At 45.4% G+C, this 25,873-nt stretch carries 15 protein-coding genes; 12 read left to right on the top strand and 3 right to left on the bottom strand.

Annotated elements, in window-relative coordinates; genetic code table 11:
• Positions 1 to 282 precede the first annotated feature (282 nt).
• The 4 genes from HB364_RS21915 (at position 283) to HB364_RS21930 (ending at position 7,183) form a co-directional block, all read left to right on the top strand.
• Complete coding sequence (locus HB364_RS21915; protein ID WP_167290479.1) at positions 283 to 957, top strand: hypothetical protein; 675 nt, start codon at positions 283 to 285, stop codon at positions 955 to 957.
• A 377-nt stretch (positions 958 to 1,334) separates the two neighbouring features.
• Positions 1,335 to 2,696, top strand: coding sequence for a caspase family protein (locus tag HB364_RS21920; protein ID WP_167290480.1), 1,362 nt, complete (start codon positions 1,335 to 1,337; stop codon positions 2,694 to 2,696).
• Positions 2,697 to 2,958: 262 nt separating this feature from the next.
• Positions 2,959 to 4,095, top strand: coding sequence for an acyltransferase family protein (locus HB364_RS21925; RefSeq protein WP_167290481.1), 1,137 nt, complete (start codon positions 2,959 to 2,961; stop codon positions 4,093 to 4,095).
• Positions 4,096 to 4,285: 190 nt separating this feature from the next.
• The gene (locus tag HB364_RS21930; RefSeq protein WP_167290482.1) at positions 4,286 to 7,183 is read left to right on the top strand and encodes an alpha/beta hydrolase family protein; all 2,898 of its coding nucleotides are present in this window, start codon (positions 4,286 to 4,288) and stop codon (positions 7,181 to 7,183) included.
• 14 nt (positions 7,184 to 7,197) lie between these two features.
• Here HB364_RS21930 and HB364_RS21935 read toward each other — a convergent pair whose 3' ends face one another.
• Both HB364_RS21935 and HB364_RS21940 read right to left on the bottom strand, forming a co-directional pair.
• The gene (locus tag HB364_RS21935; RefSeq protein WP_167290483.1) at positions 7,198 to 8,061 is read right to left on the bottom strand and encodes an alpha/beta hydrolase; all 864 of its coding nucleotides are present in this window, start codon (positions 8,059 to 8,061) and stop codon (positions 7,198 to 7,200) included.
• Between the two features lie 83 nt (positions 8,062 to 8,144).
• Positions 8,145 to 10,538: a glycoside hydrolase family 2 protein gene (locus HB364_RS21940; RefSeq protein ID WP_208420052.1), complete on the bottom strand. Its 2,394-nt coding sequence runs from the start codon at positions 10,536 to 10,538 to the stop codon at positions 8,145 to 8,147.
• Between the two features lie 470 nt (positions 10,539 to 11,008).
• On the opposite strand from HB364_RS21940, the gene HB364_RS21945 reads away from it, so the two are divergent.
• The 5 genes from HB364_RS21945 (at position 11,009) to HB364_RS21965 (ending at position 18,109) form a co-directional block, all read left to right on the top strand.
• A complete protein-coding gene (locus HB364_RS21945) occupies positions 11,009 to 14,212 on the top strand; it encodes an NAD(P)/FAD-dependent oxidoreductase (RefSeq protein WP_167290484.1) in 3,204 nt (1,067 codons plus the stop codon).
• A 42-nt stretch (positions 14,213 to 14,254) separates the two neighbouring features.
• A complete protein-coding gene (locus HB364_RS21950) occupies positions 14,255 to 15,388 on the top strand; it encodes an acyltransferase family protein (protein WP_167290485.1) in 1,134 nt (377 codons plus the stop codon).
• A 145-nt stretch (positions 15,389 to 15,533) separates the two neighbouring features.
• On the top strand, positions 15,534 to 15,848 hold the full coding sequence (locus tag HB364_RS21955) for a hypothetical protein (RefSeq protein ID WP_167290486.1): 315 nt from the start codon (positions 15,534 to 15,536) through the stop codon (positions 15,846 to 15,848).
• A gap of 196 nt (positions 15,849 to 16,044) precedes the next feature.
• On the top strand, positions 16,045 to 17,607 hold the full coding sequence (locus HB364_RS21960) for a hypothetical protein (RefSeq protein WP_167290487.1): 1,563 nt from the start codon (positions 16,045 to 16,047) through the stop codon (positions 17,605 to 17,607).
• Positions 17,608 to 17,617: 10 nt separating this feature from the next.
• A complete protein-coding gene (locus HB364_RS21965) occupies positions 17,618 to 18,109 on the top strand; it encodes a TlpA family protein disulfide reductase (RefSeq protein WP_167290488.1) in 492 nt (163 codons plus the stop codon).
• 84 nt (positions 18,110 to 18,193) lie between these two features.
• Here the strand turns inward: HB364_RS21965 and HB364_RS21970 are convergent, their stop codons facing one another.
• Positions 18,194 to 19,579, bottom strand: coding sequence for a DUF255 domain-containing protein (locus HB364_RS21970; protein WP_167290489.1), 1,386 nt, complete (start codon positions 19,577 to 19,579; stop codon positions 18,194 to 18,196).
• Between the two features lie 484 nt (positions 19,580 to 20,063).
• Here HB364_RS21970 and HB364_RS21975 point away from each other — a divergent pair, with 484 nt between their 5' ends.
• From HB364_RS21975 to HB364_RS21985, 3 genes are read left to right on the top strand one after another with little or no spacing between them, the layout of a single operon-like run.
• Positions 20,064 to 23,342, top strand: a complete 3,279-nt coding sequence (locus tag HB364_RS21975; protein ID WP_167290490.1) for a SusC/RagA family TonB-linked outer membrane protein — start codon at positions 20,064 to 20,066, stop codon at positions 23,340 to 23,342.
• A 22-nt stretch (positions 23,343 to 23,364) separates the two neighbouring features.
• Positions 23,365 to 24,906, top strand: a complete 1,542-nt coding sequence (locus HB364_RS21980; protein ID WP_167290491.1) for a RagB/SusD family nutrient uptake outer membrane protein — start codon at positions 23,365 to 23,367, stop codon at positions 24,904 to 24,906.
• A gap of 18 nt (positions 24,907 to 24,924) precedes the next feature.
• Positions 24,925 to 25,614: a DUF4397 domain-containing protein gene (locus tag HB364_RS21985; protein ID WP_167290492.1), complete on the top strand. Its 690-nt coding sequence runs from the start codon at positions 24,925 to 24,927 to the stop codon at positions 25,612 to 25,614.
• The last annotated feature ends 259 nt before the right edge of the window (positions 25,615 to 25,873 follow it).

Genomic DNA, 25,873 nt, shown 5'->3' on the forward strand with positions numbered 1-25,873 from the left:
TACTGGGGAATAGACTGAAGGTAATAATGGAGAGCCGTATACATGGAGACGTGTAAGTACGGTTCGGGGGCGAGCACAGGTAAACCTGTCATAGAAATATGGAAAGGCGACAGGTGCTTAGCCTACGGCACGGTGGCCGGGGCTGTGAGCCAGGCCGTGGTGGAGCGTGAAGAGGAATGATGTACCCGTTTTAGTCCTTATCCTTTGATCCAACAACCCCGCCCTCGCGGGCGGGGTTTTAAACATGAACTACCCTACCATCATTTTTTATATATTTATTTTATGACCGACAACTATCCTACTTTCTGGCAATGGTTTGCCAACAACCATGAACGTTGCCTTGGCCTGCTGACCAATGCCTGCCCTGCACCTACCCTTACTAAGGAAGAATTTGAAACGGTCTTCCATCAATATTGCGGCCAGGGCCTTTATGCCAACCTGGAATGGAACCAGGAAGACAACTTACCCCGCATTATTATTTCAGCACGGGGCGACTACCGGCATTTTGCCGGGGTAGAAGCACTGGCAGCCGCAGCGCCGCTTTCCCTGCCCTGGGAGGTGATGGCTTTTGAACCGCCCCGTAAGCCGGACTATTGCATCCACGAACGTTTCGGCCACCTGGCGTTTGATGTTGATGACCTTCTCTTTCTTCCGCTTGAATTGTATAAGGACATCGACAATGGACCACCGGTGATCACTATTTATACAGATATCGACAGGCCGGCCGGCAAAAAATACCAGGCAGCTACCGAACAAGTGATCTATAATGTACTGGGAGAAAAAAGCACTGTGCTTGACATTTCGGGTATTGTGGTGGAACGGCTCTCCAGGCTGACGGAAGAACAACAAGTAGAAACAGCCCCTATTGATCTGCTGTCTGAGTTTATCGTGGACCTTTCGCCACCGGTTTTGGGGGTTGATGAAGATGGGAAAATACACTATGTGGAGCAGGAGTAGTGAAGTCTTTTCTGTTCTTACAACCTACGCGGATAAAAATTGTTCTCATTATCAATCCAATGCATTTTTACCTTTATTTAAAAGTCTGCGATTTGTTTATTATCACTCAAACCCTTTATATTTGATCTTATTACGGTCCAAGGTAGTTGTAATGAACTCACAGAGATTAGCAGCAAGACCTTCCTTTTTATTTTTCTCACTCACCAACCATATCTCCCTTTCAGCGATGCCTTTTTAATCCTTTTGTGTATTTGTTGGATCAGCACCCAGCTCATTCGCTGAATAGTGATTGCTATCGTTATTGTTTTTTTGTTTTAATTATTAAATGGGTTAAGGCCTGGTTAGGAGCTTTTGTTTCTGGTGAATAGATGATGCAGATGCCGGTCGGAACAGCTCTTTCAAGAAAATCAATTCCGCCCCTCACTTATGCAAAAAACATAAATTTGCATCTAAGAGAGATGAAAATGAAGTTTCTGTTTATAATCGCACTTTTAATAAATACAGCTGTAAAGGTTCGTGCACAACAATATGAAGAACCAATTCACAAGGTAGTAACCTTGCATACCATTGCCTTTGCAGATACATATGACCCAGCTATTGGAAAGTTCTGCCAGCAGGACCTTAACAATATAAGCAGGGAGTTTGAATATATTGCTGTAGCAGCCAATTTAAAATATGAAGATCATAATAAACACATTCTCACAATCAATAACTTTTCTACAAAAGCCATCGACAGCATTCTAAAAACATCCTGGAAAGGTGAAACTTTCAGCCAATATGATGTGCTCATCGTGTATTTCTCAAGTCATGGCTATAGAGTTTCTGAAGACACCACCTTATTTCCCAACCTTGCCATAGAAAACGAAGCGTTTAAAGGAATTAACTCGTATTCACTCCACCAACACATTAGAAACCAAGTACGTTTTAACCTTCAAATAACTATTATTGATGCATGTAATAAAATAGCGCACGAAATCAAAGAAACAGTCAATTATATAAAGACACCAGGGTTGATTCAAAACCAACAACCACCTGAATCGACAATTCAACCTTCGAGCATTCCGATAATTGTAAATTCAATAGACAGAATTAATTATACCGAACTATTCAGAAATGTTTCCGGTGAGGTTATTATTACAAGCAGTCAGCCTGGTTATTATTCCTATCCAGATCCAAGAGGCGGAAGTTTCTTTACAAATTCTCTCATAAACTCTTTGCACCGGGAAAAAAGCCTTAAAAACAATACAAAAAACTGGCAAAACATATTTGAGGATGCCAAATCAGAAACAGTAAAAAACATCAAGGCCTTTAAGGGTTTCTCAAATTGGGCTGATTATAAACCTGTCTGGAATGACACAATAAGCCTTATTGATTATGTGCACCCCAATTACGGAGTATATATGACTGCAGGGAAGGAATTTGCAGAAAATGAAAAATACCAACTCAAAGTATCCTATGTAAAGGATAGTGCAAAGCGCGATACCATTGTTAACTGTTTTATAAATCCGAAAGGAGAATGGGGCAGATCTGCAGAAACTATGCTTTCTGAAATGCATTCTGTACAATATAAAATTTATTCTAAAAACGCTGATGGCAGCTATAGTTTGCAAACGATGAGTTCCAACAACAGGGACAATAATTTCAACATCCAGCTTAGAGGGAAGCAGGAAGATAAAATAATGGCAGTTATTAAATTTAATAGTGGCCTGCATTGCAGACTAAATATCATGCATTTTTAATTACAAAAAGCGCCCTCATATCAACCACAAACTCATTACTTCATGTATCCGGTTCAACCTTACTATATTTCCCAAACCAAAGCCAAACAATCCCGGCACCGGGGAATTCCTTAGAACGAACAAGGTCTTTTCGGCAAGCTACGCAATAGTAACATTGTTTGCTACTTTACAACTACTGCTACAATCACAAAAACTACCATCCTCATTATTTTAATGGGATACCTTCATAACACCATCATTCCTCATTAAAACTATCCCGGTTATGAAACTCGGCTCTATACAATTTTTGCGGGGCATGGCGGCGACGCTGGTGGTGTATGCGCATTCCATCGATCTGACGCAGCGGTATGGCAAGCCGTGGCAGGGACGCTTCCACTACCTAAGCGATGTGGGGTGCATCGGGGTAGACCTGTTTTTCGTAATCTCTGGCTTTATCATTACTTATGTAGCAGGTAAGTACACCGGCGCCAGCGAAGGCACCCAATTCCTGCAGAAACGCTTTTACCGCATCAATCCCATTTATTATATCGCCAGCATCGTCTACATTCTCAGTCTCATGATCAGATCCTGGATGGCCCATAAAACCTACCCTATCTGGTCGGAGAAGTTTATCAATTCCGCCTTAGATACCTTGATGGTCATTCCATTGGGCGATGGTTATTCGCCCCTGCTAATGATCGGCTGGACCCTGAGCTTTGAATGGCTGTTCTACATCCTGTTTTTCCTCACGATTCTCACCCGCGTTAAAAGGAAGATACTGTTATTGTCCGCCATTATCGGTGTGCTCATCTTGCTGCGCTATGTGCTGAGGCCCACCGACCTTCGGTTTGCTTTTATCACCAACCCCATCATGCTGGAGTTTTTAACGGGTGTACTGCTTTGCCAGCTTTACCTGCATCTAAAGAAAATTCCAGTGTGGATACCGGTGCTACTATTGGTGGTGGGTATTGCCGGATATGTAGTATTGGTATTTTATAATAACCCATTGATAGCCGCTATCATGCCTATTATGAATGGCAGCCTAAGCCTGGACAGATTCCTGTACTGGGGCCTGCCCAGCGGTTGCATTGCCGCCGGCTGTATTTTCCTGGACAAAGCCGGAAAGCTGAACAGACTTTGGAATAACCGCTTTTCCATGTTGTTGGGTGATGCCTCCTACTCTATTTACCTGGTACATTTCACTGCCTTCTCGCTGCTTGGTATTTTGTACCGGCAAGTGGGATTCTTTTTGCCACCGGACTTAAGTATCTTTTTCCAGGTATTGGTGGCCCTAGGCATCAGTATTGCCTTTTATTGGTGGGTGGAAAAGCCGTTGCTCAAATGGCTGCAGAAACCTTCTAGGAAAAACAAGCCGCTGGAAACCTTTCCTACTCCGTCTGCACAACCACAGGCGACCTAGAACCAGCAGCCCTGTTAACCTACAATTTTTCCTGTAATTTGATCAGTATAAAAACTGCTGTGACCGGTAATATCTGCTGCATAGTATTGGGTAGTATCATTAAAAATTGTCCATTTGTAGTGGTTAGGTGAACGTATCACACGTTCTATAGTGATTAACCTCGCTTTTTGTATCAAACCATCATTTTATCATGCGGTTATTTATAGTACTGATTGCAGCCATTGTACTTTACATTAATACACAGGGACAATCTCCCGAGCAATACCTTTACCGAGAACCTGTGGCTACCGGCAGCAAGACTCCTATTGATTTCAATGGCATCGAGCAATGGAAAGCAGTTTTGTCGGCAGTTGACTTCCGCAGTGCCACCCTCAGCCGCGATGGCCGCTATTGCAGTTATGCTACTAAGGAGGGCGTAGTAGTACAATCGACAGAAAATGACTGGCGGCACATAGTGCTGGGCATCAAACCGGGTTTCTTCGCAGGCAATAACCGGCAGTATATTTTCCAGTCAAAAGACAGCCTTTGCTTTCTGTCATTGGGCAGTGATGCAAAAACCGTGATAAGCGGCGTAATTGCTTACCAGTTGCCCCAAAATGATGACTGTAATGAGTGGATTGCCATTATGCTGAAGGATGGTTCCTGCATCCTAAAAAACCTCCTAAACGGTAAGGAGCGTCACTTTAACAACGCCGGGATACCAAGCTTCACCCATAAAGACTGGTTTGGCTACCTTAATAAAAACGGAAACTTGTCGGTAATGCAACTTGCCACTGGTAAAACAACATGGCACGATCATGTAAGCAGTTATGACTTTGATGAAAATGGGCGGGTATTGATTTTACTAGCACATGATGGTGAGAGAAGAAACTTGCAATGGGTAAACCCGACCTCTGGCCAATCAAAGGAAATATGGTCAACCTCCGACAAGCATATTGGAATAGGCGGGCACTTAGTAGATGCCTCCGGTAGCCGAATAGTATTTCTTGTGGAAGCAAAGCAATCTGGTAAATTGACGCCAACTATCTGGTATTATCAAAAAGGTATGGAACAAGCAGCGGAAATGGTCAATCATCGAACAGTTGTCAGCCTCAATGCTGACCTGGAGCTTGTTCCCCAGTTACCAAGATTTAGTGCGAATGGTAAATATATTGTATTCGATCTGAAAGAAACAGAAAATGATAACCAAAAAACCAGTCCAAATGCGGTGCAGTTGGATGTATGGCATTATAAAGACAAGTTTATGATGTCTGCACAACTTGAAGATATAAACATCTCATCTAAAAAGAAAAATAGGAAGTCACGAATATGGAAAGAAAAAATATACAGTGCGGCTATCGCAACCGAAGGAGCTAAAGAGACTTTATTATTGTCTACGCCCGAAGAACCATTACTCACGCTCCGAGGAGATTATGCTTTGACCATAAAAAATGAGAATACGAGCCGGCTTTGGGAAAAGTTGCCACCAAGTTATTTTGTTGTATCGTTGAAGAATGGCGGGCGCCGGCAACTTAAAAGGAGCATTACTCATATTTTTTACCCTCCTAATGATAATAGCTGGATTCTCTGTTTTGATGGAAGAGAGCGGCAGTACCTTTGTTATAATTTTTCCACAGACAGTTATCAAAACCTTTCTGCTGCTATTCCTTATAATTTAGCAGGAGGAGTTTTTGAATTTTTTAAATTTATCCAATCTAAAGTACCCGAAAGCCAGAATTTTTGGTGGTTAGAAGGAAGGAAGTCAGTATTGGTCAATGATTATTATGATATCTGGGAGCTGGATGTAACTGGCAAAAAGTCTCCTGTAAATATAACTGGGGAATATGGGCGCAAAAATAATATCCGATTTGATATCATTCCTTGCCAGGGAGAACGTGAACCTTATTCTCCCAATATTAAAGTTCGTCCTGATATCCGCTTGTTGTTGTCGGCTGTCAATATGACGACAAAGGAAACTGGTTTTTATGCGATCCGGCCGGACAGACCTGGCGATCCTGAGCCATTATCCATAGGTGCTCACGTGCAATATTTACCTGACAGGTTAGCATATGGAGATGTATCAAGAGGGCTATTGCCTTTAAAGGCTCATGATGCAGATGTATGGCTGGTGCAGCGGATGACCAACTCAGAGCCTCCTAATCTGTATGTGACCCGGGATTTGAAAACAATGAAGAAACTCACGAATGTATCCCCACCCCAAAGGTATAATTGGCTTACTACGGAACTGGTATCTTTTACTCAGCAGGATGGCAGCATAACCAAAGGATTACTTTACAAGCCTGAAAACTTTGATGAGAATAAGAAGTACCCTGTATTAATCTATTATTATAAACAGGAAACTCTGCGCCTGCATGATTACCTCGAGCCTGATTATACAAAGTCTGCTCATATTAATATTCCCTGGTTTGTAAGTCGCGGATATCTCGTATTTATACCTGATATTTATTTTAATAAGGCTTTAAAAGGAGCTGCTGCACTTAATGCCGTGGAAGGCGCGGCCACCTGGTTAGCCAGACGGCCGTTTGTGGACAGTACAAAAATGGCCATATCAGGCCATAGTGTAGGCGGTGCACTCACAATCTATATTCTTACTCATAGTACCCGGTTTGCTGCAGTATTTGAAGGAGCTGGGGCTAGTGATTTGGTAACGAATCAACTTCAACTTACCGATCTTGGAACCCCCAGAATGCAATCTCAAGTAAGTGAGGATTCAATACAAGGTTCCGATATCTGGACACATCGTGACAGGTATCTTGAAAATCCCATCCTGCATGTTGACAAGATAATGAGTCCGCTTTTGATGTTTCACAATAAAGTTGATGGAGCTGTACCTTTTCTGCAAGCGTTAGAATTATTCGTCTCTATGTGGCGGATGGGAAAAAAAGCTTGGTTATTGCAATATGACCAAGGCAACCATGGTGTGATCCTTAAAAAGGATGCCCAAGACCTCACGATACGTGTGACTCAATTCTTTGATCATTATCTGAAGGGAGCACCTGCTCCAGTATGGATGACTCGTGGTATTGATGCGCGGCTGAAAGGCATTGAAACGGGATTGGAACTGGATAAAGCAGACGTTCAGCCATAACACAACCTGAAACCCTAATACCAACCGCTCCGTTTTAAAAAACGCAACATAGGATCGAGCCATTCCTCTACCGGCAGGCGCTGGGTGAAACCATGATCGCCCCGGGGGTAAATGTGCAGTTCTGCGTTGACATTTTTTTGCCGCAAGGTCTGGTAAAAAACCACGCTGTTTTCCACCGTTACCACCCCGTCGTCGCCCGCATGGGTAATATAGGTAGGGGGCATTTGTGGAGTAACATTGGCTTCGGCGGAAAAATAACGTACCTGCTTATCTGTAGGTTCCTTACCCAATAGTTTTACCCGTGAGCCGCGATGCGTGAGCCCGGCTTCCATACTGATAACGGGATACACCAGAATCATGAAAGCGGGACGCAGCCCTGTATGCTCGGGATTAGGGATGTAACTGGTATCGTAATGTGTGCACAACATGGCCGCCAAGTGACCACCTGCCGAGTAGCCAATGATGCCCACTTTGTTGCTATCGATGTTCCATTCCTTGCTTTTGCTTTTTACCAGCCTGATAGCTTGCTGTGCATCCATGAGGGGCGCCAGGCTTTTATCGCGCATGGTAGCGTCTTTGGGCAAGCGGTATTTGACCACGAAGGCAGCAATGCCTTTTTGTACAAAGGCTTCTGCAATGGGCGTCCCTTCTGTATTGGTGGCCAGGAAGGTATAGGCCCCGCCGGGGAAAATGATCACAGCCGTGCCGGTAGTGGTAGCCGCAGAAGGGAGGTAAGCGGTAATGGCAGGCACTTCATTGGCTGCTACGATGCCGATACTATTGGGAATGCTATCGGTGTACAGGGGCAGCACCTGCTGCGCCTGGCCAGCACCCGCGAAAAAAAATACAATGATCCATAATGTGTTTATTCTGCGCATACAAAAACGGACAGACGTTTTATTGGCCTGTCCGTTTTAGAACGTATCAGGATATGGGACTAACTATTCCTTTTGTAAAGCTCCTATATTTTGTCCTCCAGCATTTTCTTTTCTTCGGGCTTTACGTATTGTCCGTATTTATCGAGGTATTCTTTGGCTACGGGCTTCAGGTTTTCCCAGTCTTTCTGGTTGAGCAGGTGGATGGATTTGGCACGTAGGAATATTTCATCACCCGGTGCACCATAGGGTTTTACTTTTTCGGCTATTTCATTCCAGTTGGGCTTTACCTGTGGATTGGGTACGTAGGGGGCAATCACATCCTGGTAAATGATGTTCATGAGTTTGGTATGCAGAGGGCGGTTGGGATTGCTTTGCAATTGCTGCTGCAAGATACCAAAACCAGGATCTGTTACTTTTTTGGTGCTGCCCTCAATGTATTCCTGGTCTTCAGGTGAGTACGGCGTTTTCAGAGAAGCGAAGAAAGCGATATTGAAGCGGTTCACGCCGGCACGGTCGCCAGTTTGTGCAGCGGCCAGGGCCAGTTCTTTGAGGAAGGCAGGATCGGTTTTGCCATTCATGTATTGGTCCAGCATGGCTGCATAGGCTTCGCCCGGCTCTGTGAGGTCGGCATCTGCGATGGTCACCTCCGGTAAAGAGCCTATTTGCGGATTGAGCGGCTGGTGTATTTTCCGCAACTCCTTCAAGGGTATTTTGATCACCCCGCGATCATAAGTCATGAGACCGTTTTGTTCCCCTTCCACATCATAAGGCTGGGTATAGATGCTGGCACTCAGACCTTCCTTTTGCAGTAACTGCAGGTGCTTGGTCATGATGCTGTACTTGGCTTTGAGACCGGCAGGTTTTTCATTGATATACCCCCAGGCACTGCTGCTGTTCCACTGGTGGTTGGGGATGAATACGCCGATGCCGCCAAACTCGCCCAGTACGCGGGCCTTGCCAGGCATGGAGATGCTGATCATGGGATCGGGATAACTGTGCACATCCGTCATATCCGCCGCAACATAGGCATTTGGACTGGGGCTACGTAGCTTTTCATTTACGTATAGGATCTCGCCGCTGTGACCGTTTACAAGACGGGATGGATCGGTAGCTTTTACCCATTTAGTAAGCCGTTCCTGGTCGTACTGCCCCCATTTTTCGTTGAACAATACCCAGGTGGTGATAGCAGGATGATTGCGCAGTTGCTCCATCATTTCCTTCCCCTGTTGTTCGAATATCTTTTTGGCCCCTTCGGGCAGGCGTGGATTGGGCTGTACAAAATCCTGCCATACCAATATGCCTAACTTATCGGCATGGTAGTACCAGCGGGCAGGCTCTATCTTGATGTGTTTGCGGATGGTATTAAAACCCATGGCCTTGATGGCTTCTATATCGAAACGCAGCGCAGCATCGGTGGGGGCGGTATGCAGTCCATCGGGCCAGAAACCTTGATCGAGGGTGCCGAGGTTGAAGTAAGGTTTGCCGTTGAGGAAGATGCGTTCTGTGCCTTCTTTATCTTTCTCCACACTTACCTGCCGCATGCCAACGTAAGACTTTACTTCATCAATCACTTTTCCACCTTTCTTCAGGCGTATTACCAGGTCGTGCAAGTAAGGGGTTGCGGGCGACCATAGTTGCGGCTGGTTGAAATTCAATGCGCCGGTATATTGACCACTTTGTCCCTGGCGAAGCGTAGCGGCCGTATTGGTTTGTGGTATAGACACTTCCAGTATACAGCCCTTGCATTCTCCCTTTATCTGACTACTGATGCTTAAACTTCCTTTCTCTAATGTAGTGCCAGACAGTTGTGGTGTCAGTTGTAGGCTGGCTATATAAGCTGTCGGCACCTGCTCCAGCCAAACTGTTTGCCAGATGCCGGAGCTGGGCGTGTAATAAATGCTTTGCGGTTTCAATACCTGCTTGCCGCACGGACCGATGCCGGCATCGGAGGGATCGTATACTTTCAACACCAGTTCGTTGGCGCCTTCTTTCAAGGTAGCCGTAATATCGAAGTTGAAGGCAGTATATCCTCCTTCATGTGTGCCTATTTCTTTTCCATTGAGGTATACCCAGCACTGATAATCCACGGCACCAAAGTGCAACAGCAGTTTCTCCCCTGCTTTCAATATCGGCTTATCGAAGCTTCGGCGATACCAAAGACGTTGCTCTGGCAGTAAAACTTTTTTTACACCGGAGAGTGCAGACTCCAGGGGGAAGGGAACCAAAATATGTCCCTGCCAGTTAGTTGGCGTGGCAGCATCCGCTGGCTGAACAGCATACTCCCACAGGCCATTGAGGTTGGTCCACTGTTGCCTTTCCATTTGCGGGCGGGGGTATTCATTGTGGGGCTTACCGGCCTTTACTTCTTTGGCCCAGCGGGTATGCAGGGCAACGGGTTGCATTTTCCAGGTTTGCGCGTTGGCGCCTATTGCTGCCAGCAGGCATAACGCTGTCCATCCATTTTTCATTTGGCTCATGCAGTTTAATAGTTTGTTTACAGATGGCTCATCAGCGGCCATCTAATTATAACGAATCAGCTAAAGGTTTAACCATTGGCCTTTCCGTATTCAATGTAGTATAGTTATTCAATGCAAAAGGGTGAGCCGCCCTATGAGGGCGACCCAACCTTTTAAAAAACTACCGCTTGCAGCACGTATCGTTCCAATCTCATTATTGCGCTACAGTACATTGCATACGATTCTACCGGTGAACGGTTTTTATACAGGAACTCTTCCAGGCAAATTATTGCTATACCATAGCCGGACCGTTATTCATTATTCAACCTAAACAGTACCATTCGAATTTCTTTTTACGCATAACTAATAACAACATTCAAGCTTTCTAACGAGCACCGTACCACTACTATTCATTCATGTATAGGACCGACTTTTTACGGGATGTGCACCAGCATATCCATGCAGGCGAACCTATATCATACCTCATCCTTATGCAAAAAAAAGCGATCATCATTGGCGCCGGACCAGCCGGCCTGACTGCTGCCTACGAATTATTAAAGCGAACTGACATTACGCCTATCATCCTGGAAAAAAGCGGCGATATCGGCGGCATTTCCAAAACGGTGAACTATAAGGGTAACCGCATGGACATTGGCGGGCATCGCTTCTTTTCCAAGAGCGACCGGGTGATGCAATGGTGGCTGAATATACTGCCGCTGCAAAACAGTGCCGACAAATCCATCAACCTTCAATACCAACATCAATCTGCCAGCTTTCAGCCTACAGCCGAACACGTGACTAATGATCAGGATAGTGATAAAGTAATGCTGGTACGCCGCCGGCTTTCACGCATTTATTTTCTACGTAAATTCTTTACCTATCCCATTACTTTATCCATCGACACCCTGAAAAAGCTGGGCCTGGTGCGTACACTGGCCATCCTCTTTTCGTACCTGCGGGCGCAGCTTCTTCCCCGCAGGCCGGAGCAAAACCTGGAGGACTTCATGATCAACCGCTTTGGCAAGGTGCTGTACCGGTTGTTCTTCCAGGAATATACCGAAAAGGTATGGGGCGTTCCCTGTAAGGACATCTCGGCCGAATGGGGGGCACAGCGCATCAAGGGCGTGAGCATCAGTAAGGCCATTGCCCATGCTGTGAAGGAGATCACCAAACGGAAAAAGAAAAGCAACGACGAAAACATTGCACAAAAGGACACCGAGACCAGTCTGATCGAGCAGTTCCTGTATCCCAAACTGGGGCCGGGACAATTGTGGGAAGAGGTGGCCCGACAGGTGCAGGCCATGGGTGGCATCATTCACATGCATCACGATGTAAAAGAAATCTATACCAATAATAACCAGGTAACTGCTATTGTAGCTGTGAATAACCAAAGCGGAGAATCGCTGTACCTGGAAGGAGATTATTTCTTCAGCACCATGCCGGTGAAGGAATTGATCGGCGGTATGCAGGGGGCCGTACCGGCCAACGTACGTGAAATAGCCAGCGGGCTGCTGTACCGCGACTTCATTACCGTGGGGATATTGTTGAAACGCATGGCTACGCAGCACCAACGAACCGGGACCTGGGAGCAACTTAACCTGAAGGATAACTGGATCTATATACAGGATGCGGGGGTAAAAGTGGGCAGGCTGCAACTGTTCCACAACTGGAGTCCACACATGGTGGCCAACCCTGACCACATGTGGATCGGCATGGAATTCTTCTGTAATGAAACGGATGCCTTTTGGCAACTGCCGGATGAACGCATCAAAGCCGTTGCCATAGCGGAACTGGAAAAAATAGGACTGATAGCAGTGGATGATGTACTGGATAGTACCGTGTTGCGCGTACCTAAAACTTATCCAGCTTATTTCGGCGCTTACGAGCGGTTTGATGAAATACGGGCCTATACCGATACGCTGCAAAATCTTTTTCTGGTAGGGCGTAATGGAATGCACAAGTACAATAATGCCGACCATAGCATGTTGACAGCGATGGTGGCTGTGGACCATATCTGCGCCGGTATCTCCAGCAAGGATAACTTATGGGCCATCAATACGGAGCAGGAGTACCATGAGGAAAATAAAGAACCTGACGAAACAACTGCAACACCAGCTAGCAGTGAGCCGATCCCTCCCCAAAAACGCCCCCCTATTAACCAGGAGTTGGCAACAACAGTAAGCTTCAAAGATTTTCTGTTTCACAACAAACTGAACCGCCGCTTCCTGTGGTTTGCGTTGATAGCGGTGATTGCGCAGTTTGCTATTTTCAAATACTTCTATCCCTTTGCCAGCTATATTCATGGCGATTCCTTTGGGTATATCCGTGCAGCAGCTAACAATGCAGATATCAATACGCATCCTATTGGGTATTCACGTTTCCTACGGTTGTTTAGTGTATTCAGTCGGTCGGACCTGGCATTGACAGCCTTTCAATACCTCCTGGCACAAGCCAGCGGTTTGTTCTTTTTATTTACGCTTTTTTTCTTTCACCAGATCAGCCGGGTGACGCAGTTTATCCTGGTAGGCGTACTGGTACTTAATCCCCTGTTCCTGTACATGGCTAACCTGGTGAGCAGCGACTGCCTGTTTATGAGCCTGAGCTTTACGTGGTTTTCCTTGCTGCTGTGGGTCGTGCACCGCCCCAGCAACCGCATACTCTTCTGGCATACCGTGGTGTTGGCCTTTGCTTTTACCGTTCGGTATAATGCGCTGGTGTATCCGACCATTGCGTTTATCGCTTTTTTACTGGCCAGGCTGGCCTGGTATAAGAAAGCTATTGGCATTGCCCTTCCCGCCTTGCTGATCGGTCTGTTCATCTTCTATACCGGCAATAAATACAAGGCACTTGCCGACACCTGGCAATTTTCACCATTTAGCGGGTGGCAGGCTGCCAACAATGCGCTGTACACTTACCGGTATGTAGACAGCGCCGACCGCAAACCCGTGCCTGCCAAATTCAAAGTACTGGACAGCATGGTGCGCCGTTACTTCGATACGCATCGTGATGTAAAAAAATATCCAGGCGAAAATATAAAAGCCAGTACGGTATATATGTGGACGAGGCATTTACCCTTGCACCGGTACCGGGACCAGGTAGCCCTAAAAAGGAAAGACACCGCCGCCACAGAATTAAAGAAATGGGCGCTGATGGGCCCGTATTTCCAGGAATATGGCACTTATATCCTGAAGCAATATCCCTTACAATATGCCGAACACTTTCTATGGCCCAACCTGATCAAGTATTATGCCCCGCCCACCGAGTTTCTCGAAAAGTATAATGACGGGAAAGATAGTGTAAGCTCGATTGCCAGTTCCTGGTTTGGATACAAAAGCAGGAAGGTGAGTAGCCGCATCGAGGACCCAAAAGCCTATATACTGGATGTATACCCCATACTTTCAGGTAGCATGAACGTGGTATTGCTGTGCTGCCTCATCTGCTTTGTTTGGCTCCGCGGATTCCGACATCAGGCTATTTACAGTAAACCACTGGTATTAGTGACCAGCTTTTGGCTGGTAAATGCCGCCTTTACCATCGTAGCTTCACCAGCAGCCATCCGATTGCAGGCTTTCCCCATGCTGCTGGAAACCAGCTTTGCCATCATCCTGGTGGCCTGGCTATGGAAACTGGCGGCGCAGGCAGAGCCCGCCATCCAGGTACCCAAGCCAATGATCACACCACAGCCATCCATTTAAAACATACCATTTATTACACCATAGCCTAAATATTATCCAGTTATGAAACTCGGCTCCATACAGTTCCTGCGCGCTATTGCCATCCTGCTGATCGTATATGCACAGTCTATCCATCTTTCCAAACAGACGGGGCCATCACATCAGCAAAATTTTTACTATCTTTCCCAGATAGGTTACATAGGCATTGATCTTTTCTTTGTGATCTGCGGATTCATCATCACTTATACAGCCCATCGTTACAGCGGCGCCCGGGAGGGTCTGCAATTTCTGCAAAGACGTTTTATCAGGATTAATCCCCTCTTCTATATAGCCAGTATACTATTCTTTGGTGTACAATGGTTCCAGGTATGGGCTACCAATAATCCTAATAGCTTTTTGCTAAATAATAAAATGATACCCGGCCTCGTAGACAGCCTGTGGATTATTCCCACTACTGATAAGCTATCTCGGTATAAACTTTACCTTCCAACGGGCTGGACTCTGGCTTTTGTATGGCTGTTTTACCTGGTTTTTTCCATTACTATTTTTGCTAACCTACGGAAGAAAGCTATCGCAGTTACCGTCACTATCTGCTTACTTGTAATTGCAGGTTCTCTATTCAAGCCAACCGATCTCCGGCTGACATTTGCCACTAATATCATACTTCTCGAGTTTCTATTGGGCATGCTCATTTGCCAGCTTTATATGAAAGCCGGTATGCTACCGAAATTCGTGCCCGTGACCTTTTTGCTTGCGGGGATAGCCTGGTGCATGGTACTTGTGTTTTATAATTACGGGCATATCAGCACCCCTAATCTCATCCTGAATGGGACTTTGAGCTTGCAACGGTTCCTTCTTTGGGGCCTACCTAGCAGCTTTTTATTGGCGGGGTGTGTTTTACTCGAAAAAAACAAGCAACTTCAACGCATATGGAACTATAAGCCTGCACGCCTGATCGGCAATGCCTCTTACTCTATTTACCTGGCGCATTCCATCATATTTACTTTACTTGCCACTTTATATAAAACAAACACCATACTGTTGCCAGACGTTAGCATTTTTGTGCATCTTGTCGTTGTTGTGATCACAGGCCTTGTTGTTTATCGCTACCTGGAAAAGCCTTTTATTCGGTGGCTTCAAAAGGTATCCCAGCATCCCAGTATAGAACATTCCACCACGCAACCACAATCCGCCTGATCTTAAAAATATTCTCTCATTGTTTACGGGAAGGATCCACCGAAGGTAATGAGAGCATGTGGCGAAGCCGAAAACCACTATAACAGAGTAGGCATTCATTACCAACCAAAGTTTAGCTTTTTACGCCTTAAAAAGCACCTTTATTATGAAAAAAGTAAGATTCATGCTGCTGGCCATTGCCGTTATCGCCATCGCCGGTGGAACGCTCGCTTTCAAAGCAAAGTTCAGTGAAGATATTTGTACAGGTGATGCCTTGGCATTAGGGGGAGGTGTCTTTACCTGCAAGATCCAAAACCATCCAGTATTACCTGATCAGACAGCAACCTGTGAAGACATTGACGCATACGAGTTAGTGCCTGATAATGAGCAAACTATTCCAGTTTGCACTACCGAGGTTGAGGCATGCGAAGAAGACAACACATTCTGTGCCCTAACTACACTTGACCTAATAGAAGATTAATTCGCCTTTGATGTTATGAAGCAGGGCTGTCCGCCAGCCCTGCTTTTTTTCTCAGCCACCAGCCAGGAGTATACTATCCAATGCGGTACAACAGATACTACCATACGCAGCAGATTTTATACTGATCAAATTACAACTGCAAAATACCTTGCATCCTGGCAGCAACGATAAGATGCTCAGCACCAACTAATGAAAAATGATCCGGCAACAAGCCATACCAAACCTATCCTTCCAACAATGGTTAATCCAGATAAAAGAAAACAGGCTATTGCTATGGCTGTCAACAACCATCATCATTCTGTCATTTACCTGTTTGAAAATCCTTTATCCCTATCCTAATTTCATTCCTCCCGATTCTCATTCCTATATAGAAGCAGCCTCTCAGAATAAAACTATCAATGTATGGCCCACCGGTTATTCCAAATTCCTGCGGCTGGCGAGTTGTTTTACCAACTCTCATTTTATCCTGGTGCTCCTTCAATACCTGTTGTTGCAAAGCAGCCTATTGTACCTGCTTTTTACCGTTCAGTATTGGCTTAGCCTGCACAAACGGGCGTTCCTGGTCATCCTTGTGTGCAGCCTGATCAATCCCCTATTGCCTCATATCAGCAATTTTGTATCCAGCGATTGCCTGTTCACCGCGCTTAGCCTGCTGTGGCTTACCCAACTGATCTGGATCATTTTCCGACCTGGCATGCTGCTATTAATCAGCCATGCATTCGTATTGTTATTGGCCCTCATGATACGCCATAACGCGCTCTACTATCCCGTTATCAGCCTGCTTGCCATCTGGCTTACCCAAGTTCCCCCTGCCCTTAAGCGTACAGGAGCCACCGCCATTGTTCTACTATTAAGTACCTATATCGGGTATACTCAATTTCAATACGAAAAATTATCGGGCAAAGTCCAGTACTCCCCCTTTGGCGGATGGCAATTGGCCGCCAATGCCCTGAATGGATACGCTTATGCCGAACCAGCCCCCAAACGTATTCCCTTTAAATTCCGGCCACTGCACACCATCACCAACCGGCATATTGACTCCCTGCGGCGGCTAAAAAAAAGACCGGATGCATCCATTGGCATCTATTACTTGTGGAATGATCAATCACCTTTACAACAATACCTACGGGAAAATAAACATAAACAGGATAGCGGTACCAGTCCCTTTAAACAGTGGGCAGCCCTTGGGCCCCTGTACGGTGCTTATGGCCGTTTCCTGATCGCTAAACACCCGGCCCCCTTTCTACGTCACTTTATATGGCCCAACCTGAAAAGCTATTATTCCCCCCCAACCGGCTTTATGGGCTATTACAACCTGGGAAGACGTACCGTACCACCTGTGGTAGTATCGTGGTTTGGCTGGAAAAACAACCAGCTACCCAGTTATTTCAACGACAAAAAAATCCAAACAGCCGAAGTATTTCCCCTTCTGCTACCAATCCTCCATTTAGCTTTTTTTATCGGTTTCCTTATTCTCCTTTTTGCAGCAGGATTCAGAACAAGTTTAAGGTATGCTCATGGCTTACTGTGGTGGATCTTTCTTATCTGGGGCGTCAATATGTGTTTCAGCGTATGTTCGGCTCCTATAGAACTCCGGTATCAACTATTTTCTATGATCATGACCCTTATCTTTTGTATTGTGCTCATCGAGCGTATTGTTTCAACGACAGGCTTAACAGTGAAAAGAAACTCCACTCCTATTCTAACCAACGCAATTTCTGAACCAGTAACACTTACGCCCATCAATATCAAACCATAAAAATAATACCATGAAAAAGATAATTGCCCTTGCGCTCATCACCGGTTTAGCCGGCTGCTTCAGCAGAGAACCAGCAAAAACAGGGCTGGAAGGAAAGCCATTGCCTTCCTTTAGCCTGCAATTGAGCGATAGTGTTGGTTTCGCTAATACCTCCGCTGCCCCCCTTGACAAACCAGTTGCCTTGTTTTATTTCGGGCCTCATTGCCCCTATTCGCGGGAACAGGCCAAAGAGATCGCTGAAGATATTGACCGGCTGAAAGACATCCAATTTTATTTTGTTACCACGGCTTCCTTAAAGGAGATGAAAAAATTCATTGATAGATATCAGCTTAGCCGATTCAAGAATGTGATAACAGGCAGAGATACATCTGGATTTGTAAAAGATTACTACGAAATAGTCGGTGTACCCTATATGGCCCTGTTCACCAAAGACAAAAAACTCAATAAGTCCTATTACGGAAAAATCTATACCAACCAAATTATCGAAGGGGTTAAAGAATAACTCCAACGAAGCATCGGGGCCGTCCGTATTTTCCCTACAAACAGCCCGATGCTTAACATACCAAGCACATACAATTCTAACTATCTACTTTTTTACCGGCCAAGTGGGTTTATCTGAACGCATTTTGGATAACACTGCTGCAAAATTGTTAACCTTAGCAGCGAAATATCTGTTACCTTGATCGGTGATCTGTTTTTCTTTTACCAGGCCCAGCGCCCTTTCTTCCCAATAAATGGCTTCCGTTTTTTTACCTGCTTTGTACAGCAGATTGGCATAAGTATCGTAAGCTTGAAAATCCGGCCTTGCCTTTACGGCCTTTTCCATATGATTGGCTGCACGCTCCAATACCCCTTGATCATTTATCCGCAAAAAAAACTGCCAGCAATAGTGATTCACTAGGGTGTAGGTGGTATTGCTTTTTGCACTGACCGTGTCCAATCCATATTTATCCAGCTTTTCCAGATAGAACTGGGCCAACAACGGATAATTGAAACGCTGCTCATACCACATGATCTTCGCCTCCAGGAAAGCCCTATCCACATATTTTTGGGGGAATTTGGCTGTCAATTTTTTATACAGGCCTGCCCAATCCGCTTCGGCCGTATCTCTTTTTCCTCCCAGCATATTAAATGATGCCTGAACCCCCAGGAAAGGAACTGCTATCTCCCTAACTATCGTCCTGCTAACGACATTATCGGCATAGCCTTTAAAACCTATTGCCTTATCTGCCTTTTTCCCATTGGGATAAAATACTTTAAACAATTGTGCCGTGCTGCTCCAGGACAGACTTCCGAGGTATTCGATATTCTCTTTCGTGTAAACCTGCCTTTTTTTTACACTTTTGAGATGAGCCATGTAATCACTGTGCAATTGTTTAAACAACTCAACCTGCCCCAGTTCCTGACTAACCCGGATCATGTACAACATGCGATTATAGTTCTTTTTACCTGCCTTGTATTCCTCTTCGAGCCTGTTAAATTCTTCATATTTATCGACGTACACCTGACCGGGCTGGACGGCTGTAGCGGCAGTTGCAATAAATTTCTCTACTCTCTGAAATCCTTTATCTATGTACACCACCTGCCCCTGCGGCGATAAAAAAATATAGGTAGGAAATGCCATTACCCGGTATTGATCTTGTATGGCCCGGGCATCTGCATACCAATTTTTCACCTCCTCGTTATCATTTTTGGTTTTATCCATCTGGACCTTTACGGCAATAAACCGCTCATTGATAAAGCTACCCACCGTATCGTTCACATACACCGATCTATCCATTTGCTTACAGGGACCGCACCAGGTAGCAAAACAATCCAGGAAAATATACTTATTTTCCTTACGGGCCTTTTCCTTTACCTCTTGCCAGCTAAGCCCATTTGTCCATTTGATCCCTCCACCAGGGAACTGCTGTGCAGCAGCACTGAAAAAAAACATCAACATCAAGAGCCATAAACCAAACCATCTTGTCATATACTTGTTTAAATTGGAACGTATACCCTCCTTATTTAACCACGTATTCAAAAAAACAGCTCCATTGCTCTAGTAGCTTCTTTCGATCAAATAAACTGATAATCAATCCTCAACCTGCTGAAAAATGCCATTTCGGCCCCAAGGCACAGTAAAACATTGTAAAAAAACTCGCCAACAATATAGTTGCCCTTTTCGAGTTGTTCGTTTTTATCTATAGTACCGGCTTCACAAAAAGATCACCTATCTGCGCCGGAAGTCACTTCACGGTATAGAAACCCGTTAAACCTTCTCAATCATTTGCGCTCATCCAGCCTATTAGCCATTGCTTATCCGTACGAAAAACCAAACTGCTAACAACATTAAGGTACTTAAAGGTTCATCTATGCTACGCTCTGCTTATGGTAAAGGCCCGGGCTGTTTTGTATGCTCTATCACAGCTCCGTTCAGGCGAACAATTAGATTTTGTTTGCTCATCTTGGTTAGTTTGCATCTACAATCGTTTTTTACCGGCGAATCGCAGGTAGTCTCCCTTTCCTTTAAGGAGGCTCCCTTACAAAAAGTATTTGCCGAGATCAGGAAACAAACCGGTTATTCTTTTGCTTATTTCGAGACAGACCTGGCCAGGGCCAAGCTGGTCAATGTCAATATCACCAATGCGCGTGTACAAGACGCACTCCGTACTATTTTCCAGGACCAGCCGCTTACCTATACTATCATCGAGAAGGTGGTGGTGGTAAAACAAAAAACTGTTGAAAAAAAAATAAACCAGGAGCAAAGCTCCCCGCCCCCATTTCTGCCCATTGAGGTAAGAGGACGGGTGCTGAATGAACGGGAAGATCCCGTAGCCGGTGTTACCGTACAGGTGAAGGGGACAAAAACCGGCACCGCTACCGATGGAGAAGGAGAATTTTTCCTAAAAAATGTGGAATCGAATGCCACCCTGGTTCTTACCGGCGTAAATATAGAACCAGTGGAAAAACCCATCAATGGTCAGCGTAACCTGGACTTACGGGTAAAAGGAAGATCGAGCAAACTGGATGAAGTGCAGGTGATTGCCTACGGCAGAACTTCTCAAAGATTCAGTACTGGTAACGTCACCACCATCAAAGCAGAAGATATTGAGAAACAGCCGGTCTCCAATCCCTTATTTGCCTTACAAGGCAGGGTACCAGGCCTATTGGTTACTCAAAATACCGGGCTTGCCAATGGAGCCTTCAAAGTCCGTATCCAGGGACAAAATAGTATAACAACTTCCAATAATTCTCCATTGATTGTGGTAGATGGTGTTCCATTATCCAATGACCTATTAATATCCTTATTGGCAGGACCTTTAGCCGTTGGTACTACCCCAGAGAGCCGAGGTAATAATCCCGTGGGTTTCATTAATCCTGGAGATATAGAATCCATCGACGTGCTCAAAGATGCCGATGCTACCGCCATATACGGTTCCAGAGCCGCCAACGGCGCGGTCCTAATTACTACCAAGCGCGGCAAAGCAGGCAAAACAAAAGTAACCGTAGGCGTTCAGCAAGGATGGAGTAAAGTAACCCGCAAACTTGACTTACTCAATACCCGGCAATACCTGGATATGCGCTATGAAGCCATCCGGAATGATGGTTTAACTATCGGTAATACAGCAGCTTACACTGACCTGGTATTGTGGGATACCACCCGCTATACCGACTGGCAGGAAGCATTGATTGGCGGAACAGCCAATTACACCAATATCAGCACCTCTGTTTCGGGCGGCAGCCCTACTACCCAATACCTTGTAGGAGGGACCTATAACAAGCAAACGACTGTTTTCCCAGGTGCCATGGCCAGTAAAAGTGGGACCCTACACTTTACTATCAACACCGCTTCTACCAACCAAAAATTCAAACTATCACTTACCGGTAACTATACAGTCAACGACAATGGCATACCTGGCGCAGACCTTACTTCTATAGCCCTTCAGTTGGCACCCAATGCCCCCCCCCTTTATAATGCGGACGGCACCCTGAACTGGGCCCTCAATGCAGCAGGTAATGCTACTTGGGAAAACCCGCTGATCAACTCCTTTTACAGGGATTATGAACATGTTTCCAAGCAATTGCTGAGTAATGCCCAGCTTAGCTATACCATTCTACCGGGTTTACTTATCAAGAGCAGCTTGGGCTATAACAGTACGTTGGTAAACTCCTTCTATGGCAGTACTGCAGAAGCTGTATCCCCTGCCAACCGACGGAATACAGCAAGATCATCTATTTTTGGTAATTCGACCGCCACTACCTGGCTTATAGAACCACAGCTAACGTATAATAAAAAGTGGGGGAAAGGAATACTTGATGTGCTTGCCGGTACCACCTTACAAAAAACTGTGAACGATATACAAACCATTTCGGCTTCCGGTTTTTCCAGCGATCTTCTGTTAAAAGACATTTCTTCAGCACTTGACGTCACCTCGGATTATCGTCAGTCAATTTACCTCTATAGCGCCCTGTTTGGAAGAATTAATCTCAATTGGGATAACCGGTATGTCATCAATGTAGCAGCCCGCCGTGACGGGAGCAGCCGTTTTGGGGCCAATAACCTCTTTAATAATTTCTGGAGTGTGGGTGCTGCCTGGATATTTACCGAGGAAAAGGGAATCAAAGAGCTTTTGCCGATGCTTAGTTTCGGTAAAATCAGGGCCAGCTATGGCACTACCGGCAGTGATGGTATTGGAGACTATCTATTTCTCAGCAGGTATGCCTCCACAACCTCGGGCATTCCTTACCAGGAGGTCTCCGGGCTTCAATCTACCGGCCTCGAAAACCCCTATATTCAGTGGGAGGAAGTGCGTAAACTGCAAGGCGGCATCGATCTTGTTTTTTTTAATGACCGTATTTTATTGAATGCCACTTTTGCCCGTAACAGAAGCTCCAATCAATTGGTCAATTATGCCTTGCCAGCCATTGCCGGCAGAACAAGTGTACGTATAAATCTTCCAGCTTTAATACAAAATACCAGTTGGGAGTTTTCGTTATCTGCCACCCCCCTCAAAACCAGCAAAATAACCTGGACAAGCAGCCTTAATCTTACTATTCCCCGTAACAAACTCATCGAATTTCCCGGTATCGAAAATACCAGCTATGCCACAGGCACCAGTGGGGTAATTATTGGACAACCGCTAGGAGCTACTTATTATTTCCACTATTTGGGTGTAGATCCTTTAACAGGTCGTTACCTGTTTGCAGATCAAAAGGGGAATCCTGTGGTAGTTCCTTCCGGCCAGGCACTTTCTGTTCTGTTATCCTTTCAACCACAGTATTATGGCGGTTGGATGAATACGATCACTTACAAAAGATTATCCCTGGACTTCCTCTTCCAGTTCATCAGACAACTAGGCAACAATTCCTTCTATCTTGGCCCCGGAGCAATCCCTGGGAATTTTAGTGTTGGACTGGGAAATCAGTCCGTGTCCGTATTAAACCGCTGGCAAAAGCCAGGCGATAATGCCCCTATAGGCCGATACAGCACATCATCCTTTGCAAAGACTATATCACTATCCGATGCCGGGTATTCGTACGATGCTTCTTATATACGGCTTAAAAACGTATCGCTTTCCTGGCAGCTTCCACCGGGTTTATTAAAGAAAGTGAGCTTGCAGAGTGGCGTTCTCTATTTCAGGGGGCAGAACCTGGCCACTATTACTCATTATACAGGACTTGATCCGGAATCGCAAGGAACATCTTTACCTCCCCTGCAAGTATGGACCCTGGGTTTCAATGTAAGTTTTTAGATTTTTAAAAAAGATGAAGCAAATGAATACATTTATATTACCCATCCATTATAAAAAAACAGGCAGATTCCCTTTCTCCCTGCTATTTTTTGTGTGCCTTGTACAGATCGGGATTTCCTGCAAAAAGCTGATAGAAATACCTGCACCCCTCGATTCCATTTCATCGGCCAATGTATTTACCAACGATGAAACAGCGATTGCCACTGTTATCGGCCTCTATACCAATATGAGTAAGGTTACCAACAGCAGCACGGGTGGTTTTGCCGGCCTCAACGGCCTATCGGTATCGGCAGGTTTATCGTCCGATGAATTAGTATTACATAATGGGCTGGTAAATACCTCAAAATATCAAGCTTATAATAATAATGCACTGGATGCAGTAGCAGCAGGAGGATTTGGCGCAGAACATTGGAATCCTTTATACAGTTACCTTTACGAATGCAATAGTGCTATAGAAGGTTTATCCGCTCCGGCCGCCGAAGTATTAACCCCCGCCATTCGAAAACAATTATTGGGTGAGGTCAAGTTCCTACGGGCTTTTTTTTATTTCCAACTGGTCAACTTGTATGGCGCTGTTCCCTTGGCGCTTACCAGAGACTACCAAGTGAATGCCCTATTGGCTAAAAGCCCTCCTCAACAAGTTTACCAACAGATCAAAAACGATCTGACGGAAGCTCAAAGCCTTTTGTCGGAGCATTACCCCAGCTCTAAAATACTGACAGAATCCGGAGAACGGGTACGACCTACCAAATGGGCTGCCGCTGCTTTACTGGCCAGGGTGCATCTTTATATCAAGGAATATCAACAGGCTGAGTCGGCCGCCTCCTTAGTAATTGATCATGCGGCCCTGTTCGAACTCCCCCCCCTTAATAATGTTTTCCTTAAAAACAGTAAAGAGGCCATCTGGCAACTACAACCTACCACCACTTATTTCAATACGGAAGAAGGACGTCTCTTTGTGATCCTTCCGGCTGGCCCCAGCAATACTCAACCTGTGTACCTGAGTGAACTACTGCTGAACACCTTTGAACCCGGTGACGAACGGGCTGTACCGGGTAACTGGATCGACAGCACCATTTATAAAGTAAGCGCCACCGTGAATGACACTGTTTATTATCCTTATAAATACAAAAAATCGACCCTTGACTCCGCCATCTCCGGCAGCACGGCCCTTTCCAAAATGACCGAATACCAGATGGCACTAAGGCTCGGGGAGCAATACCTGATCAGGGCGGAAGCCAGGGCACAGCTCAACAAACTGGAGGAAGCCAAGGCCGACCTGAATGCCATCCGGCTAAGAGCAGGTCTTGAAGAAACTACCGCCACCGACCAAACTTCGCTCCTCACCGCCATACAACACGAACGACAGGTAGAACTTTTCACAGAATGGGGGCATCGCTGGTTTGACCTGAAACGGACCGAAATGGTGGATGCGGTAATGACCATCGCAACACCCTACAAGTCCCAGGGGCTCACCACCTGGCAATCGTACCAGCAATTATACCCCATTCCGTTACAAGATATTAACAGAGCTCCCAACTTAGTTCAAAACCCCGGTTATTAAACAATGCCATTTACTACTATGAGAAATATACCTATTGGACTGCTGGTTGTCACCCTACTGGCTTATGCCTGTAAAAAAGAAACCTTTACCACCACTCCCGTGGCGTCACTAAAAATTATCAATACCGTTACCGGTGGCAGCATTGTCAAATTAGGCAGTTATCCCACTAATATCGCCAATAATGCCCATGCAGATTTCGGCTTATTCCCGGATAGTACTATATATGTGTATCCAAATGGAGATTCCTTACATCCCTGGTATAATCATGCCAGCAAGGACGTATTAATCGAAGAGAATCAATACTATTCTTTATTCCTTGGCGGCACTCCTACAGACGTTACTGCCAAACTGATCAAAGAAAATATACCAGTACGCGCCGACAGTACGGCAGGCATCCGCTTTATTCATTTATCGCCCAATAGCGGCCCTGTTAATGTGGTACTTTCTACCACTCCCCAGGTAAGCGAGTTCTTCAACATCGGCTATGGAGAAATCACCGATTTTAAATCTTTCCCGGCCACTGCTGCTAATACGAGCTACACTTTCCAAATAATCAATCCCAGCACTAACAAAGTCATCACTTCTATTACCATGACTGGCGCGACAGTAACTACTTATGTACCGAGGTTTAAGAATGTGACCCTGGTATTCAGGGGAAAGACAACAGGAACGCCAGCGGCGGGGATTACGCGGGTGAATCATTATTGAATAACCAAGAAAACCTTTTTAACCTACTTGAAATGATCTTCCATTTTTATACTACTCATCCGGAAACCAATAATAAATCCTTGCGGGTAAAAGAACGCCTACAAGCAAGAACACTAATACAATGATCATACTATACTCGACGACTCATTTTTCCCCGGCATAAATTACTATTGTTTTGCCGGGGTTTCATGATTAACATCCATACCATAAAGTAATAGCCGCTACTATAGTGTACAACAAGCCTTATTCATTTATTCTA

The organism is Paraflavitalea devenefica (assembly GCF_011759375.1).
Taxonomy (GTDB): domain Bacteria; phylum Bacteroidota; class Bacteroidia; order Chitinophagales; family Chitinophagaceae; genus Paraflavitalea; species Paraflavitalea devenefica.